This window comes from Akkermansia sp. N21116, assembly GCF_029854705.2.
Taxonomy (GTDB): Bacteria; Verrucomicrobiota; Verrucomicrobiia; order Verrucomicrobiales; family Akkermansiaceae; genus Akkermansia.
Window position 1 is genome coordinate 2,190,071 of record NZ_CP139035.1, and the last position, 15,421, is coordinate 2,205,491.

The 15,421-nt window shown below is 52.5% G+C and carries 14 protein-coding genes and 1 tRNA gene; 9 read left to right on the plus strand and 6 right to left on the minus strand.

What is annotated here, in order from left to right:
- The first annotated feature begins 437 nt into the window (after window positions 1-437).
- On the plus strand, window positions 438-755 hold the full coding sequence (locus QET93_RS08480; protein ID WP_322189943.1) for a hypothetical protein: 318 nt from the start codon (window positions 438-440) through the stop codon (window positions 753-755).
- On the opposite strand, the gene QET93_RS08485 is transcribed toward QET93_RS08480, so the two are convergent.
- Window positions 747-2,483, minus strand: coding sequence for a M60 family metallopeptidase (locus tag QET93_RS08485; protein WP_280131481.1), 1,737 nt, complete (start codon window positions 2,481-2,483; stop codon window positions 747-749). The genes QET93_RS08480 and QET93_RS08485 overlap by 9 nt on opposite strands.
- Before the next feature lie 118 nt (window positions 2,484-2,601).
- Here QET93_RS08485 and QET93_RS08490 point away from each other — a divergent pair, with 118 nt between their 5' ends.
- Both QET93_RS08490 and QET93_RS08495 read left to right on the plus strand, forming a co-directional pair.
- Window positions 2,602-3,786, plus strand: a complete 1,185-nt coding sequence (locus tag QET93_RS08490; RefSeq protein WP_280131480.1) for a class I SAM-dependent rRNA methyltransferase — start codon at window positions 2,602-2,604, stop codon at window positions 3,784-3,786.
- 26 nt (window positions 3,787-3,812) lie between these two features.
- A complete protein-coding gene (locus tag QET93_RS08495) occupies window positions 3,813-4,271 on the plus strand; it encodes a hypothetical protein (RefSeq protein ID WP_280131479.1) in 459 nt (152 codons plus the stop codon).
- 12 nt (window positions 4,272-4,283) lie between these two features.
- Here QET93_RS08495 and QET93_RS08500 read toward each other — a convergent pair whose 3' ends face one another.
- Window positions 4,284-5,264, minus strand: a complete 981-nt coding sequence (locus QET93_RS08500) for a hypothetical protein (protein WP_280131478.1) — start codon at window positions 5,262-5,264, stop codon at window positions 4,284-4,286.
- Between the two features lie 71 nt (window positions 5,265-5,335).
- On the opposite strand from QET93_RS08500, the gene hisI reads away from it, so the two are divergent.
- The 5 genes from hisI to QET93_RS08525 all read left to right on the plus strand — a co-directional run bounded on the left by hisI (window position 5,336) and on the right by QET93_RS08525 (window position 8,575).
- Complete coding sequence (gene hisI, locus QET93_RS08505) at window positions 5,336-5,830, plus strand: phosphoribosyl-AMP cyclohydrolase (protein ID WP_322189944.1); 495 nt, start codon at window positions 5,336-5,338, stop codon at window positions 5,828-5,830.
- A gap of 81 nt (window positions 5,831-5,911) precedes the next feature.
- Window positions 5,912-6,856, plus strand: coding sequence for a tetratricopeptide repeat protein (locus QET93_RS08510; protein WP_280125386.1), 945 nt, complete (start codon window positions 5,912-5,914; stop codon window positions 6,854-6,856).
- A gap of 41 nt (window positions 6,857-6,897) precedes the next feature.
- A complete protein-coding gene (gene lptE / locus QET93_RS08515; protein WP_280125385.1) occupies window positions 6,898-7,407 on the plus strand; it encodes an LPS assembly lipoprotein LptE in 510 nt (169 codons plus the stop codon).
- Between the two features lie 45 nt (window positions 7,408-7,452).
- The gene (gene rsmI / locus QET93_RS08520) at window positions 7,453-8,172 is read left to right on the plus strand and encodes a 16S rRNA (cytidine(1402)-2'-O)-methyltransferase (RefSeq protein ID WP_280131476.1); all 720 of its coding nucleotides are present in this window, start codon (window positions 7,453-7,455) and stop codon (window positions 8,170-8,172) included.
- Between the two features lie 82 nt (window positions 8,173-8,254).
- Complete coding sequence (locus QET93_RS08525; protein ID WP_280131475.1) at window positions 8,255-8,575, plus strand: hypothetical protein; 321 nt, start codon at window positions 8,255-8,257, stop codon at window positions 8,573-8,575.
- Between the two features lie 44 nt (window positions 8,576-8,619).
- On the opposite strand, the gene QET93_RS08530 is transcribed toward QET93_RS08525, so the two are convergent.
- From QET93_RS08530 to QET93_RS08545, 4 genes are all read right to left on the minus strand, one after another.
- Window positions 8,620-11,334, minus strand: coding sequence for an SUMF1/EgtB/PvdO family nonheme iron enzyme (locus QET93_RS08530; RefSeq protein WP_280131474.1), 2,715 nt, complete (start codon window positions 11,332-11,334; stop codon window positions 8,620-8,622).
- Between the two features lie 44 nt (window positions 11,335-11,378).
- Window positions 11,379-12,578: a glycine C-acetyltransferase gene (kbl, locus tag QET93_RS08535; RefSeq protein WP_280131473.1), complete on the minus strand. Its 1,200-nt coding sequence runs from the start codon at window positions 12,576-12,578 to the stop codon at window positions 11,379-11,381.
- A 217-nt stretch (window positions 12,579-12,795) separates the two neighbouring features.
- Window positions 12,796-12,881, minus strand: a tRNA-Leu gene (locus tag QET93_RS08540).
- Between the two features lie 149 nt (window positions 12,882-13,030).
- On the minus strand, window positions 13,031-13,492 hold the full coding sequence (locus QET93_RS08545; protein WP_280125380.1) for a RidA family protein: 462 nt from the start codon (window positions 13,490-13,492) through the stop codon (window positions 13,031-13,033).
- Window positions 13,493-13,677: 185 nt separating this feature from the next.
- Between QET93_RS08545 and QET93_RS08550 the strand changes: the two genes are divergently transcribed.
- Window positions 13,678-15,384 (plus strand): hypothetical protein, encoded by a 1,707-nt coding sequence (locus tag QET93_RS08550; RefSeq protein ID WP_280131472.1) that lies wholly within the window; start codon window positions 13,678-13,680, stop codon window positions 15,382-15,384.
- The last annotated feature ends 37 nt before the right edge of the window (window positions 15,385-15,421 follow it).

Sequence of the window (15,421 nt, forward strand, 5' to 3'; positions counted from 1 at the left end):
ATGACGACTGTTGTGGCGATAACTCCGGGTTAGTAAGTGCGCAAGGATGGGGAACATGGATGATTGTTATGTTACTCGTCTCTTGCAAGATGGCGAATTGGATGCCTTGTCATCCAAAAACGTTATCGAACATCTGCCCCACGCATCATTGACATGAGTTATCGAGATTAGGAACGTTTGTTAACAGAATCGGAATATACTGCTTCGAAAAAAATGCACCTTGACTTTTTTTGATTTGTTGTAATTGTATGAAAATTGACCTAAAGGAATTTTTGTGAGAACACAAAAATAGAGATCTGAACAATGATGGAAATACTCACCAACAAATATTTTTTATTCTCTGTTTGTATTCCGTTTCTTCTGAGTCATGCGCAAACGAATCCCCCGTTTCCATTTCAGCTCCGGTAGTTGACCGAACAAAAGTCGAACAGGTGAAAATGCCGCCTCCCGAGATTTCTACAGCTATTGCTTCAGCATGGATGGAGCAGCATATTAGAGAAATGGAATCAATTAAACCAGGCTCTTCCGTTGCTGAACTACAGAAGTTATTTGTGAGTGAAGACGGACTTTTTTCAAATACGCGTATTTTTAAGTACCGTCAGTGTCCTGAGATCAAGATTCAAGTAACGATTGATGAAAAAAATGGTAACGGAAGAGATATGTGGTCGAGTGATTCTCAAGTCAAGATACAAAAAGTTTCGTTGCCTTATTTAAGTGATTTTGTCGGTTTTCTGCAACGTGGCCTTTTAAACTGACCGTGTTCCGTAAACAAGCGTACGTTTGCCGTCCCAGGAGACGGCTTCGATGCGGGTGGAGCCTTCCGGGTAGGGAACAATGGTGTATGTTTTGTCCGGGGAACCGGTGTAGAGGATGGAAATGCGTTCCAGCTTGTCTCCTTTGTAGGTTTCAAAAACGGTGACGTTTTTCCAGGCATCAGCTGAAATATTCAAGTTGCCTTCTCCTGCGGTAATTCCTTGTTCGTATTGCCCTGAGACGGGCAATTTTTCCTTATAGGCTTTGACGCTTCCAGAGGTCATGTAGTGGATGACCGGGCTTTCGGGTTGGGGGTACTTGGACGCGTAGGCAACGACATCGTCGCAATCCTTCTGCGTGATAGTGAGTTGGTAGTCGCCGTAGTCACGTATGTTGCGGTCGATAGGCGTGAGCATGCCGCTGGCTTTGAAGAATCCGGTAAGGTTTTGCCGGGTAGCGTCGCAGAGGTTTTTCAGGAAATTGGTATGGAGTTGTCCGTGGCTTATGCCGGATTCATCCGTCTGGCGCACTTTCTGGAAGATGTCCGGTAGAAAATCAGGATTGCCCTTGCCGGCTACCTGGAAATAGAGCATGAGCTGCCAGAGCGGACAGAGCTTCACAAAGTGGTCGCCGTTGCCGCGTTCGTAGTCCTTCATTTTGTCCGGCCCCTTGAGAGCGATCCAGGGCTCTCCGGCGATGACGGCACTGTTAAGGTAGGCATTGAAGCGCCCTCCTTCGACGCGGTTGCCGAAGGTATCATCCTTTTTGTGATGTTCGAGGTTGATGTATTCCGGACTGAAGAGATACTTGGTCCAGATGGAATAGATATTGTTGGTGGTCTCTCCTGTGCCGGCCCATTTCATGCCGGGACGCACCTGGTTGACATGACCGAATTCGTGAGCGATGCCCCAGGGATCCTTTTTGATCGCGGCGATGTTGGCGAGGTTTTTCATGGTATTGTTGTGGAAGGCGGCTCCATAGCCGTCGGCATGCATGAATCCCTTCCAAATGACGCGTCCGAACATGTGGTTTTTCGGACGGCATTTATATTTGTCCAGTCCCATGATTTCCTGTTGAATGGAGATGATGCGGTCATAGATGCCGATGAGGCCGAGACCGTCGCCGGGGCATTGTTCCCGGAGGGCTGCGACCGGGTAGGCAAGCTGGACGTATTTGCCTCGGATGTCGAGAATGGGCGATGTGGCCGAGGCGAGAAGGTTTTTCCAGTCCCGGTTGGTGTGCCGGGAGGAATCGAAGTATCCGTTGACGGTGCCGCCGGCAATAGAGATGGTGACGGGGCGTGAGGTCTTGTATTTGTCCGTGAAGTAGCTGATGTAGCCGTGGCCGGAGTTTTTGGCGACGATCGTATTTTTTCCGCTTTTGAGGGGGTAGGAGCTGTCCTGCATGCGCTCCGTGCTGAAGTCCGTGATGCGCAATTCCAGCGTTTGTCCCTGAAGGGGGGCGACATCCAGAGTGATTGTTTCTCCTGCCGCGAAAGCAATGCCCGTCGGGTTTTCAAATTGACTGTAGGAATTTGTTTTGAGCTGTGCCGCAGTGGATTTGACGGGCGGGTAGGCGATATAACTCTGCGTTCTGAATTGCTTCTGGAACGGTGACGGTTCCTGCATTGCCGAAGTTTGAAGGGGAGTATCTGCCGCTAGGACGATACTGGAAGCAAGGATACCCGGGAGAAAGGCGGAAAGGAGAAGGAGGGGAAGAGAGGGTTTCATGAAAAAGAAATGGAAAGAATTACGTCCATAATACGGATGCTTCCTGGTAATTCTATCAGGCATGCGTGCTAGTTTTCAATTGCCCGTTGTACGGGGATGGGGTAGAGTGAACTTACTTATGGCAGGTTTGGTTGTAGCTCCACGGGCAAGAATATTTCAGGGTCACGATTGGGTGTATGGTACGGAAGTGCGCAAGGTGTTTGGGGATCCCCAGCCGGGCGATGTGGTTGCATTAAGGGATTTTAAGGACCACTTTTTGGGATCCGCGATTTTCAATCCTCATTCTCAGATTGTCGCCCGCAGATTTTCCCGAAGGAAGCAAAAGCTGGACAGGGATTTCTTCTTCCGTCGCATCAGCCAGTCGATTGATGTGCGCAACCGCCTGATGCCGGGCGAGAAATTACGCCGTTTGGTCTGGAGCGAATCCGATGGTTTGCCGGGGTTGATCGTGGATCAGTACGCCCGCTATCTTGTTGTACAGGCTCTAACGGTTGCCATGGAAATGCGGCTGGATTTGATTGGCGATGTGTTGCAGGAATTGTTGGAGCCGGAAGGCATCATCGTCCGCAACGATTCCCCGATGCTGGCCGCTGAAGGGCTGGAGCCTTTTACGGGAATGCTGACAGGTACGGCTCCGATGCCTTTTGAAGCCAGTGGACGCGGGGTGCGCTTCCTCGTGGATCTTGAGTTTGGTCAAAAGACGGGGCTGTATCTCGACCAATTGGATAATTACGCCGCCGTGGCCGAATTTGCCCGAGGCAAGCGAGTGCTGGATTGCTTCTGCAACCAGGGAGGCTTTGCCCTGGCCTGCGCCCTTGCCGGAGCGGAGCAGGTGACGGCAGTCGATGTTTCAGAGGAGGCGGTTGCCGCCGTGCGCCGGAATGCCACGCTGAACGGGGTGGAGGTGGAGGCCGTGGCTGACAATGCCTTCGACTTCCTCAAGAGCGAGTCGAACAGGGTGCGCGAAGGCGCCGAACCGAAGTGGGACTTGATTATTCTCGATCCCCCCTCGTTTACACGCAGCAAGAAGTCCCTCCACGATGCGATGCGCGGGTACAAGGAAATCCACCTCCGCGCGATGAAGATGTTGGCTCCGGGAGGAATTTTATCCACATTCTGCTGTTCTCATCATGCCAGTGCCGAGTTGTTCCAGGACAGCATCCGCGAGGCGGCAATCGATGCTCCGGCTACATTGCGTTTGATGGCGCGGCACGGTCAGAGGCCCGATCATCCGGTGTTGCTCAACTTGCCGGAAACGGAATATCTTAAGGGATTTACTTTCGAACTTCTTCCGGGGCGCTGATCCCCAGCCTCCTCGTTTTCGCTTCCATGGAGCCCGGCTGGACAATCCGTGAAATTCCCCCCGGTGAGCGTGAGCCATTCTTGCCTTTGCTGATTTTGGCCGATCCTGATGAAACCGTCGTACGGAAGTATTGGGAGGAGGGCTCTATGTGGGCTCTTTTCGTCAAAGGTGTCCCGGTGTGCGAAGCTCTGGTCATCCCGGGAGAAGGGGATGCCTGCGAACTGAAAAATCTGGCCACGCGCGAGCGGGATTGGGGCAGGGGGTATGCCCGTGCCCTGCTGGGGTACGTGTTTAAGGCCTGTTCCGCCTATTGGAAAACCATGTATGTGGGTACCTCCGACAGTGGCCGTGCATTTTATTCCGGATTCGGTTTTATCTCATCGCATGTCGTGAAGAATTTTTTCATCGACAATTATGCGGAACCGATCATGGAAAACGGTGTCCGATGTATCGATATGTTCTATTTGAGGAAGGAACTGGACTAACCCCGGAGAATATCAAACATTCAGATTACCTAAGGCCTCCAGAAGGTGGACATCCATGCAGAGTCCTTCATGAACATTGAATTTAAGGTCGGCACGGAGTTGTTCGACTCCTTTCATGCGCTGGAGGATTTCCGGTACGGGCATTGTCCGGGCTAGCTGGGTAACGCCCGGATGCATGGGTTCCGTCGACGGAGCCCCCGAGGCGATGGCGGCAGCCTGACCGAACCATAGAATCATCAGGTCGATTGCCTGGTCGCGTTCCGCCAGGTATTCGGTTTCAATCAACGCAGCATTCAGATCCTTGTTTTGTGACTCCCAGTTGGACGTATCCGTCGCTTGGGCGATGGCCTTGGATTCTTCCTTGAGAGACTGCGTCATTCTTTTGGTGATGTCCGCCTTTCGGCGTCCGAGTAGCTCCAGAAGAACTGAGCGGAATGAAAGGGCGGCCAGATCGTCTCCCATGTGTTCGGTGGCTTCTGCCCAGGCGGGGAGGATTTCCTGCTGGACGGGAGTAAGCCGGATACTACCTCCGGGAGAAAACAGGGGAACGTTGATGCAGCGCGATATGATCGTGGGAAGCAATTGCTCCGGTTGTGACGTTACAAGGATGATCAGCGTCTGGTTGGGAGGTTCTTCCAGAGTTTTCAGGAAAGCATTGGCCGCTTCGTCATTCATGCGTTCCGCTTCCAGGATAACAACGATTTTATGGTGGTTTGCATCGGCTTTCTGCTGGAGGAAGGGTTCCACGGATCGGATATCGTCGATCAGGATCTTTCTGGACTTGGACCTGGGACGGACGAGGCGCATGTATTCATCGCGGATGGCTTCCAGAGAATCTCCCTTGGTTTCCTCGTTAATCAGACGGATCATTCCCAGGACGAGCTTGTGAGTTCCGGAGGCCTCGTCCCCGATGACGAGAAGGGCGTGGGGGAAACGTCCGCTGGCATAGGCGGTGGAGAGGAGCTGGCTGGCCTGTGGTTCCGTGAACGACATGGGCACTATGGAAACGGTTTCATTGCGTCAGGGCAACAGAAAAGATTGGATGCTGGCAGATATTTCGTGTAATGAGTCTTTCGGCTATGGATAACAACAAGCAAACTGACCAGATCGTTTTTACGGCCCGAACTGCAACAGACGTGGAAAAAGGCCTTGATTTCGCTCCTAAATTTGATGCGAACGGATTGATTGCCGCAATGGCCGTGGATCACGTGACCCGCGAACCTCTGATGCTGGCCTACATGAATGAAGAATCTCTTAAAATGACTCTTGCTCTCGGAGAAGCCGTCTATTATTCCCGCAGCCGTCAGGAAATATGGCACAAGGGAGCGACCAGCGGCCATGTCCAGAAAATCAAGCAGATCCTTGTGGACTGTGATCAGGATGCCCTGATTCTTCTGGTAGATCAAGTTGGCGCCGGAGCCTGTCACACCGGCCACCACTCCTGCTTCTACCGTTCCGTTCCGTTCGGTAGCCAGGTCGAACCGGGTAAGCCGGTTACTCTTGCTCTGGCCGAGGAAGGTTTGGCTTTTGATGCCGAAGCCGTCTATGGGAAGCATTGATATCCGGCACTTTTGTCAACTCTGCTTCTCTGAAGAATCGGGCTTGATGCCGCTTCTAGATTCAGCTAATAAAAAACGTCCATGAACAAGGCTTTTCTGTTAATCGGTTGTTTGGCCGGTTCCTTTCTTCTTACCCAGTGTAGTTCGGATGCCCCGCCTCCTGCCGGGTCACTTCGTCTCATTGATCCTCTGGCTCAAAAATATTGGTCCGAGGCTCAGGCCTGCGAATCCAAAAATGATTGGAACGGCGCGATCAAACGATATAGGAGGCTGGCTCGGTACTGTCCTCTTGCCCCGGAAGCGCCTCAGGCCAAATTCCGCCAGGCCCAACTATATGAATCATTGGGTGAGCCCATGGATGCATTTGACACGTACCAATTCGTAATTGATCGCTATCCGAATACGCCTCTCTACAGTGCCGCATTGAACGCGCAGAAGAACCTTGCTTATGCTGCTGCTCGCGGCGAGTTGACCAACAAGGTTTTGTGGTTGTTTGACGTCGGCATGGATCCTACGATTGTGGTCAAGTGGCTCAACAGTGTTTGTACCAATGCCCCTTATGCGGATACGGCTCCCGAGGCCATGAATCTCCTCGGGGAATATCTGATGAAAAAAGGTCGTAATCTGGAAGCCATCGACACCTTCCAGAAGATTGTAGATAACTACCCCCATAGTCCCTATGCCCCTGGTGCCCAGCTCCAGGTGGCGGACTTGTACCGTGGTGCCCAGATTGAAGGCGACCGCAACCATGCCAACATCATGCGGGCCCAGGAAGCCTACGAAGATTATCTCCAGCGTTATCCCGATACGGCTCATTCGTCCCATGCCAAGTCCGGGCTTGACGACATTCGACGCCAGCTTGTTGACCAAAAACTGAAAATCGGAGAGTACTATCTGAATCGGATGAAAGATTACAACGCTGCCGTGTTTTGCTTCCAGGAAGTCGTTTCCCTGGAGGCGACGAACCCCGAAGCTGCCGCCAAGGCCAAAGATCATCTGAAATCCATGGGGGCTCCCGCCAAGTAATCTTCCTGTTTGCCTTCATGATGCCATCCTTCCGTCAACCCATGCGATATTTTCTCCTGTGCCTCCTGCCGGTGGTGACTGCTTTGTTATTCAGCTCATGTGGATACCATATCGGTGGGCTGAAACCCGTCGCCCTGAAGGATGTCCATTCTATTTCCGTCGGGGTGTTCACCAACAACTCTCTTGAACCTCGGGCGGGTGCTATGGTTTCCAGTGCTATTGCGGAAGAAATCCAGACGGAAGGTACCTATTCTCTGCTTTCCTCCAAAAAGGCTGACGCACGGTTGGAAGGCAGCGTGGCTTCCATTGATTACATGCAGCTGCGTTCCAGCTACCAGGATACCTATAAGAGTATGGAAGTCGGATTGAAGTTGAATGTCAATTACAAGATTATCGACAACAAATCCAACAAAGTGCTCTGGACCAGCTCGGCAACGGCGGTATCCAGCTTGTTTAATGTCGGCAATCAGCAGTCCGCCAAGATGAATGCACTGTCGTATGCGACCCGGCTGGTAGCCCACGACATTTGCGGAGCCGTCAGTAACGGCTGACGGAAGATCTACGACAACACCTGAAAGTATCATACGGAGAACATCATGTCCGAAGTCGCTTATTCCGTCTATTTCGTGCCCTTGCCGATCGGAAACCGGGAGGATATTACCCGGCGTGCTTTGGATGTACTTGCAAGCGTTGATACGATTGCCTGTGAAGATACCCGGCATACGGGATTGCTTCTGACCCATTATGGAATTCGCAAACCTCTCCTCAGCATGCATGAACACAATGAAGCGGCCAGGGCCGGGGAAATTGTCCGAAGGGCTGCAGCGGGAGAACGTTTTGCCGTTGTGACGGATGCCGGAATGCCCGGCGTGAGCGATCCGGGCTACAGGTTGATTCAGGCGTTGAAAAAATCCGACGTCTGTTTCACTGTCTTGCCCGGGCCGTCTGCAGTTGTGACTGCCCTTGTCGGTTCCGGAATGCCGAGTGACGCCTTTTTCTTCGGCGGATTTCTTCCCGTCAAGTCGGGCAGGAAGGCGGCGTTGCTGCAAAAAGCGGTCGAAGCGGATTTTACATCGATTTTCTACGAATCCCCGTTCCGTATCGTCAAAAGCATCCAGACCCTGGCGACAATTGATCCGGAAACTCCGATCTGCGTAGCAAGAGAATTGACCAAAACGTTTGAAACTTATCATCGCGGGACTGCTGCCGAACTTGCCGGGCAATTCGCGGAACGTCCTCCCAAAGGGGAAATTGTTCTCCTGATTGGGGGAATCAATGCCCGAGGAGGTAAAGCGAGGGACAACACAGAATTCTGACTCCGGGTTCGTGCCGAAGCATGATTCCGAAAGTGGAATGTCTCCTTGACTCTCCACTTTAAATGTGTTATACCGTAAGGTAATGGAGATTGGAAAGAATGGGCATATTCCGCGGCGCTCTCCCGATGCGATTCGGAGTGAGATGCTTGTCGTGTTGTCTTGTGCCGATACGATTCTTTTCAACGACATTTTTGAGGGAGTCCTTGCAGCGATGAAAAGCAAGGGTATTTCCACCGGAGGGGAAGAGATACTGAGGTTGCGCATCTACGAGAAGCTTCAAACGCTTGTTTCCCAGGGAGCTCTTCAGAAAAAAGGCAAGGAATACAAGGTTTTGGGAAAGCTTTCCTCCATTCGCGATGAGGAGGAAGAAAAGGGCTCCATTACTCCCCGAGGGTTCCTTTGAGATTCTCCCCGAATCATGGAGTACAGCGGTTGAGGAGTGTTCGTTTATTCCTCCGCTTCATATTGTCGGACAAGAATCAAGCGGAAGCCAATGGCTGGGTCCTTCGTACCCGGGGGCAGAGGGGTTCTTGCACGGATAGAAAGCTGGGCAGGCCGGAAGGAAAGGTAATTGCCGCCGCGCGCCGTATCGTAATCCTTGATCGGGATGAGAGCATTATCTCCTCCATATGAATCACCCACCCATTCTTGTACATTACCGTCCAGATCATACAAGCCGAGGCGATTGGGATCATACGACTTGACAGGAGCAAGTTCCGGATAGCCGTCTTCGTATGAGGTAATAACCCGGAAGGAGGGTAGATAGGACAATGCGGAATCATCGGCAAAGTTCCCCGTATTATTCTTGGGAGGCCAGGCGGTACCCCAGTAAAACGCAGGAGTCTCGTTCATGGCGGAGAGCGAACGCTCGTAGGGAGTGGTTCCGTTTTCAGCACGGATATTGGCAAGAAGGCTCCATTCCTCATCCGTAGGAAGGCGGTAGGTATCGGTTCCAGAGATGCGGCCGGAACGCCGTTCACGTCCAGTCAGCCATTTGGCAAAATGCTCTGCGTCCTTTTTAGAAACATTGGTGACCGGATAGTCGTTGCGGTCTTTCCATTCCGGAGGCTCCGGAGTATCCTTGGAGGTGGATTTGTGGAATGCCCGGTAATCCTTGATACGCACTTCATGGGCAAGCGCCATGGCATCGGAGGCAAGCGGGACAAATTCCATATCCAGACTGTTTTTCCATGGGGAATCGTATTCTACGGACTCGTCCTTGTCCAATTGGAGGGAAAGATAGAGGTTTTCCGGGGAAAGACCATTGCGCTCAATTGTAGCGAAGCCGTCTTTTTTCACCTTGACCGAGTAGGGCGACTGTGGAACGGAGACCTGTTCCAGAGGCGTTCGCCCGATGTATTTACCGTTCCAGAAAACACTGGCGTTTTCCGGTTGGGACAGGATTGTGACAGGAAGTTTCTTCTCTGGCTCTACGCGAATCCTGTAAGCCTGCATGGTACCGTTGCGTGTCGAGTACCCGGGAATGGGCAGGGCGGTCATGACGTAGTTGGAACTGAGAATCCCCTTCTTCATGCATGCGGAAGTAATCCATTTCAGATAGGAAATAATGCCTTCCTGATCAGTCAGGGCAAGTGGAGGCTTGCCGGTTGCAGGCGTTTCCGGCATTGAGATGACAGGGATGTTTTTTTTGTTCCCGCTTTTGGAGAGGAACTTATTGAAATCATCGATATTGAGGGGAGCTTCCGCCGTATGGCCTTCGCCATCGGGCATGAAACGGTTGTTTTCTGCATCAGTCCAGTATTCACCCTGAACCGGGGGATGGAAAGGTTTGAGAGTACCGCCGAGAACAAGAGTCTTGTTTTTTTCTACAACCCCCGTGCCCTTGATTTCTTCATATCCCGTCTTGCGTATGGAGTAGACGGGAGAAATACCTGCCGGCACGGCAATGGGGCCATACGGGGTTTCATCCAGATAATTGCCCTTGTCATCGTAAACGGACGCGCCTGCCGGAGAACTGGTGACCAGGACATAACCTTGCGAGGGCTGGGGCTTGGATTGCCAGAAGGGAGAAGCATCCTGCTGGGAGGATATGCTCGGAGCATTGACAGGTTGCCTTTGCTGGACAGGTGGGGTATCCTCCTGTTGTCCGGAAATATTCAGGATTTCCAGACTGCTTTTGGGAAGAAGATACCAAGCGACTGCAACGACAATGCTAATGGAAACGAGGGCTCCCGCAATAGCGGAGAGAAGCATGCGGGCAGTATTGCCCAGAGGTTTTTTATGCTTTTTCTTCTTCCGTTTTTTGGAACCGTATTGTGGATGAAGGGACTTGCCTCGAAGGGAATCGATAGCATCGGCCAATTCCTCCGCAGTAGAGATTGTACAACGGGAAGCATCAGGTTCTCCTGCTTCGCAGATAATGTCGTTGAAGGCCAGCCATTTTTTACGCTGGGCTCCGTCCGGAATTTTGTCCGGTAGTTCCGGGAAATCCAGTCTGTCCCTGCCGCTGCTGATTTCATACAGCACCTTGGCCAGCGCATAAACGTCTGCCCGTTTGGTTCCCGGACCATCTGGAGGAATGTAACCTTCCGTACCGACAAAACTGTGGTGGTCGTTTTTGGAAACAAGTCCGATATCGGCAAATTTCGGACGTCCATTGACGAAAACGACATTGGCCGGCTTGATGTCGCGATGGGTCAGGCCTTTGCTGTGAAGGTAAATCAACGCATGAGCCAGTTGGCTGCCTACTTCCAGACAATAATCCAAAGGAAGGGGGCGTTGCCCCGCAAGCTTCATATCCGTATGGAGCGTCCGGGGAATATACTCAGCAGGGTCGATATGAATGCCGGCCTGGGCATCGTCCCCGAGCTCCATCACATAATAATAGAACGGAGATGGACTGGACTTGAAACCGACATGCAGAATGTGAACCAGGCCGGGATGGTTGCGAGCGATCGGCTCATAATACTGGACTCCCTGGAATTCACGATTGAACGTCCGCTCGTCCTCAAAGTCGTCCCTGCATACGATTTTGATTGCTCTCCATGCACCGGTCATGGATTTGGCAAGCCAAACCTCTCCATAGGCTCCGCTGCCGATTTGGCGGACAACTTCGTGGTCCGGAATTTGAGGGGCTGGACGCAGTACCCGACCCGGCGAAACAACCGGAAGGGCTTTTGGCGTGGGAGGTACCGCGTCCATGATCGTTAATCAACTAAATGATCGGTGGGATGGCATCCCCCTGATCAGGAGATGACGCCAAGGTTTTTACCAACCTTGCAGAAGGCTTCGATAGCCTTGTCGAGCTGTTCTTTCGTGTGAGCGCCCGAGATTTGCGTACGAATGCGAGCCTGGCCTTTGGGAACAACCGGATAGAAGAAGCCGACAGCGTACACTCCTTCGTTGAGAAGACCCTCGGAGAACTTCTGGGACAAGGCGGCATCGCCGAGCATGACCGGGGAAATCGGGTGGTCTTTGCCGGAAATGGTGAAGCCCGCGCCAGTCATGGCAGTCCGGAAGTAACGGGTGTTTTCCTCGACCCTGTCGCGGGCTTCCGTGGAACGTTCCAGAATGTCGATCACCTTCATCGTAGCAGCGGCGATGGCAGGCATGATACTGTTGGAGAAGAGATAGGGCCTGGAACGCTGGCGGAGGATCTCAATGACTTCCTTCGGTCCGGACGTATAGCCACCGTTGGCGCCGCCGAGAGCCTTGCCTAGCGTACCTGTAGTGATATCGATCTTTCCGAGGAGGCCGCAATATTCATGCGTTCCGCGTCCCGTTGCTCCCATGAAACCGGTGGAGTGGCTATCGTCGAAGTGGAAAATAGCATTGTATTTGGCGGCTAAGTCGCGCACCTTGTCCAGCTGGGCAATAATGCCGTCCATGGAGAAGACACCGTCCGTAGAGATCAGCTTGATTTTGGCACCTTCGGCATCGGCCTGCTGAAGTTTGGCTTCCAGATCGGCCATGTCATTGTTGTTGTAACGGTAACGCTTGGCTTTGCAGAGGCGGACTCCGTCAATAATGGAGGCATGGTTGAGAGCATCGGAAATAATAGCGTCTTCAGGTCCGAGCAGGGCTTCAAAAAGGCCGCCGTTGGCATCGAAGCAAGAACCGTACAAGATGGTGTCTTCCGTACCCAGGAAATGGCTGAGGCGTTCTTCCAGAGCTTTGTGAAGCGTCTGCGTACCGCAGATAAAGCGGACGGATGCCACGCCGAAACCCCAGCGTTTGATTGCATCGCGGGCGGCTTCCATGACTTCCGGGTGGTTGGCCAAGCCGAGGTAATTATTGGCGCACATATTGATGACGGAACGGCCATCCTTGAGCGTTACTTGGGAATATTGCTGGGAATCGATGAATCGTTCGCTCTTGTAGAGGCCTTGGGTTCGCAAATCGGCGAGGGCTTCATTCAGCGCGCTTTTGAATTCTGCGGGGATCATAATGACGAGATTGTTTGAATTGAAATACCGCTGGAGAGAAAAAAGACTCCATCGGGCACTCCCCGACTTTACCACAAGAGAATCCAATGGAAAAGTAGAAACACTCTCCTGGGTAAAAGTTATGGGCACCACCTCGAAATTGATGGATGAGGCAATTTGTAAAACAAACAAAAAAGTCCTAAACACAATGTGTTAGGACTATTAGGAGCAATAGCTTTGGTACTCCCGACGGGACTCGAACCCGTACGCCGTTGCCGGCAGCAGATTTTAAGTCTGCAGCGTCTACCATTCCGCCACAGGAGCATTGATTGTTCGGTCAAGACCGGGGCTTACTATAGTGGCTTTAGTAAAAATTTTCAAGTAGGAATGGTCGAAGGATACAAGAAAAAGGCAGACATGGGGGAATCCATGCCTGCCTCGAAAGGATGAATATGCTTACACAGCGTTCAATGTTAGTCGGCTACTTCGACAACGAGGCTGATTTCTACAGCAACGTTGAGGGGCAGGGCCGAGACACCGACCGCCGTGCGGCTGTGCCGGCCTATTTCTCCGAATATTTCGAGCAGAAGGTCGGAGGCTCCATTGAGGACTTTGGGGTGGTCGTAGAATTCGGGACCGGCATTGACGAATCCGTTAAGGGCGACAATGCGGGTGATTTTTTCTAGGGAACCGACTGCTTGTTCAACAACGGCGAGGCGGTTGAGAATAGCGGCTCGTGCCGCAGCCTGGCCCTGTTCCAAGGTCAATTCCTGGCCTACTTTACCGTAGAAGGAGTCTTCTCCATTGACGGAGATGCCTCCGGAGAGGTGGAGGAGGTTGCCGGTGCGGACGCACTGAACGTAGGAACCTACGGGGGCAGGGGCCGGGTGAAGTTTGTAGCCTTTTTCTTCGAGTCGTTGACGGATAGTGTCCATGTCGGTAATGGGGGTGAATGGTGTATCGAGAGGTTGAAATATGCGCCGGAAGAACGGGACGAATAGACCGGTTTTGGCGGGCAAATATGCCTCTCAACACACAAATTGCACAAATTCATGGCGTCTAGCACGCAAAATGATTGCCATGCCTCATGTTTACTTGCTAATGAAACACGGACACAATCATGACCGAAGAAACATCCAAGCAGGATTCGTTTGATGACAACCTTGATCTGTCGGGGTTGACCGATTTCCAGTTCGGCCCGGCCTGGGCTCGTCAACGGGAAACCGGCGACAAGCCGCGACGTGCCGACTTTTCTTCTTTCCGTAATCGGGAGGAACGAGGAAGTGGGCGATTCAGGAAAGAAGGATCCGCTGAACGTGCCGGCGGTCGGGGTGGCGAAAGACGTCAGGGACAAGGGTTCCGTGGCGAACGTCGCGATCGCACGACCGGCAGAGATGACCGTCGAGAAGGCGGCCAGGGAGGAAACCGCTTCCGCCAGGGAGGACGCCCGCAGGGCAAGGGGGGACGTTTTGATCGTCCGCGCCAGCCTAGGGAGGAACTTGCCGAACCGACGCCGGGACTTCGCGTGGAGTTGCGTCCTGTCGATGTTCTGCTTGCGGTATGGGCGGCTGAGGTGAATAAACACAAACGCGCTGTTTCTCTGTTTGATTTCGCTAAAGTTGTGATGGGCGGTCGTGATCGGTACGATCTCGTCTATATGAAGCAGGAGGGAGGCCCTCAGTTGATTCAGTCCAAGAAGGAGGATCGTTCCTGCTGGATTTCCCGTGAGGAGGCTTTGCGTTTCCTGTGGGGAGCTCCGTGGTTTAATGAATTTTACAAGACTGAAGAAGAACCAGTGGATCCTCCCAAGGGTGATTTTCAGGGAATAGCAAAATGCCGTCTTTCCGGAGATTTGATCGGTCCGGTGAATTGGCACGGTTACCAAGCCGCTGTGGCGGCCTTGCACCGTGACAAGTTCTCCAATATGTCGGTTGACGATTTCCGCCGTACGATTGAAATCGTCAAGGATGAGGAAGTCGTTCAAAAGTGGTTGGCGGAAGCTAGTCGCCGTATCGTCTGGAAGCCTGTTCGCGAGGACGCCGGAGACGTTATTCTCGCGGATCGTGCCGCTGTGGAGAAGGATTTTAGCGACCATCATTTCGATGAAGTCTATCTCGTGGGAGACAAGGTGTTTGTCAATGGAGCGGCCGACAGGAAGCATCTTTCTCCCGGACTCTGGGCACACTTGGTGAAACTGGCCGATGTGACGAGAAAGCATCCCAGTATGTTGATCCCTAACCTTTGCCACGGTCTTGCCCGTCATCATATGCCCATTTTTAAATGGAATAACGGGCATCATACCGGTCCGAGCAGGCCGCGAACGGTTCCGTCGGGGACGGTACTTGCCGATAATATGACGGCTATTCTCAACTGGGTCCGGGAACATGCGGGCCAGGGGGTGGATGTCATGCTCAATGAACTCGGAGGTGTTTTACCCAAGGTTTCGGAAGAGGGTGCCAGGGAGGCTCCAGTGCCAGTTGATCCGGCTCCGACTGCTTCGGATGCGGGTGATCTGGAATCGGCGTCTGCCGAACCGATGGCTGACGAGGTTGTCGTTCCCTCCGAGGAGAAGGTCGAAGAAATTACTGCGGTTGAAACGGAGTCTCCGGTTACAGAAGTTGCCGTAGAACCGGTTCCTGCTGCCGTTCCATCGGAAGGAGAACCTGCTGAAGTGAAAGCGGCAGTTCCTGTTGTTTCTGAAGAAGATCTTATCAGAAACCGCCGTCAGGAATTGGTGCGCGATATTCTTTGGCTGTGCGAGCAGGGATATATCCTTGTCTTTGCAGATAGGACGGTTTTCCTGCCCAAATCTTCTGTTGAAGCTTAATTGAACAGCAAATAATAAAATCAAGCAGCCTCACCCG

Excerpts from the sequence above, each read along its gene's own strand:
- QET93_RS08480 (WP_322189943.1), top strand. The coding sequence starts at position 438 with ATGCCGCCTCCCGAGATTTCTACAGCTATTGCTTCAGCATGGATGGAG.
- QET93_RS08485 (WP_280131481.1), bottom strand. The coding sequence starts at position 2,483 with ATGAAACCCTCTCTTCCCCTCCTTCTCCTTTCCGCCTTTCTCCCGGGT.
- QET93_RS08490 (WP_280131480.1), top strand. The coding sequence starts at position 2,602 with ATGGCAGGTTTGGTTGTAGCTCCACGGGCAAGAATATTTCAGGGTCAC.
- QET93_RS08495 (WP_280131479.1), top strand. The coding sequence starts at position 3,813 with ATGGAGCCCGGCTGGACAATCCGTGAAATTCCCCCCGGTGAGCGTGAG.
- QET93_RS08500 (WP_280131478.1), bottom strand. The coding sequence starts at position 5,264 with ATGTCGTTCACGGAACCACAGGCCAGCCAGCTCCTCTCCACCGCCTAT.
- hisI (WP_322189944.1), top strand. The coding sequence starts at position 5,336 with ATGAGTCTTTCGGCTATGGATAACAACAAGCAAACTGACCAGATCGTT.
- QET93_RS08510 (WP_280125386.1), top strand. The coding sequence starts at position 5,912 with ATGAACAAGGCTTTTCTGTTAATCGGTTGTTTGGCCGGTTCCTTTCTT.
- lptE (WP_280125385.1), top strand. The coding sequence starts at position 6,898 with ATGCGATATTTTCTCCTGTGCCTCCTGCCGGTGGTGACTGCTTTGTTA.
- rsmI (WP_280131476.1), top strand. The coding sequence starts at position 7,453 with ATGTCCGAAGTCGCTTATTCCGTCTATTTCGTGCCCTTGCCGATCGGA.
- QET93_RS08525 (WP_280131475.1), top strand. The coding sequence starts at position 8,255 with ATGGAGATTGGAAAGAATGGGCATATTCCGCGGCGCTCTCCCGATGCG.
- QET93_RS08530 (WP_280131474.1), bottom strand. The coding sequence starts at position 11,334 with ATGGACGCGGTACCTCCCACGCCAAAAGCCCTTCCGGTTGTTTCGCCG.
- kbl (WP_280131473.1), bottom strand. The coding sequence starts at position 12,578 with ATGATCCCCGCAGAATTCAAAAGCGCGCTGAATGAAGCCCTCGCCGAT.
- QET93_RS08545 (WP_280125380.1), bottom strand. The coding sequence starts at position 13,492 with ATGGACACTATCCGTCAACGACTCGAAGAAAAAGGCTACAAACTTCAC.
- QET93_RS08550 (WP_280131472.1), top strand. The coding sequence starts at position 13,678 with ATGACCGAAGAAACATCCAAGCAGGATTCGTTTGATGACAACCTTGAT.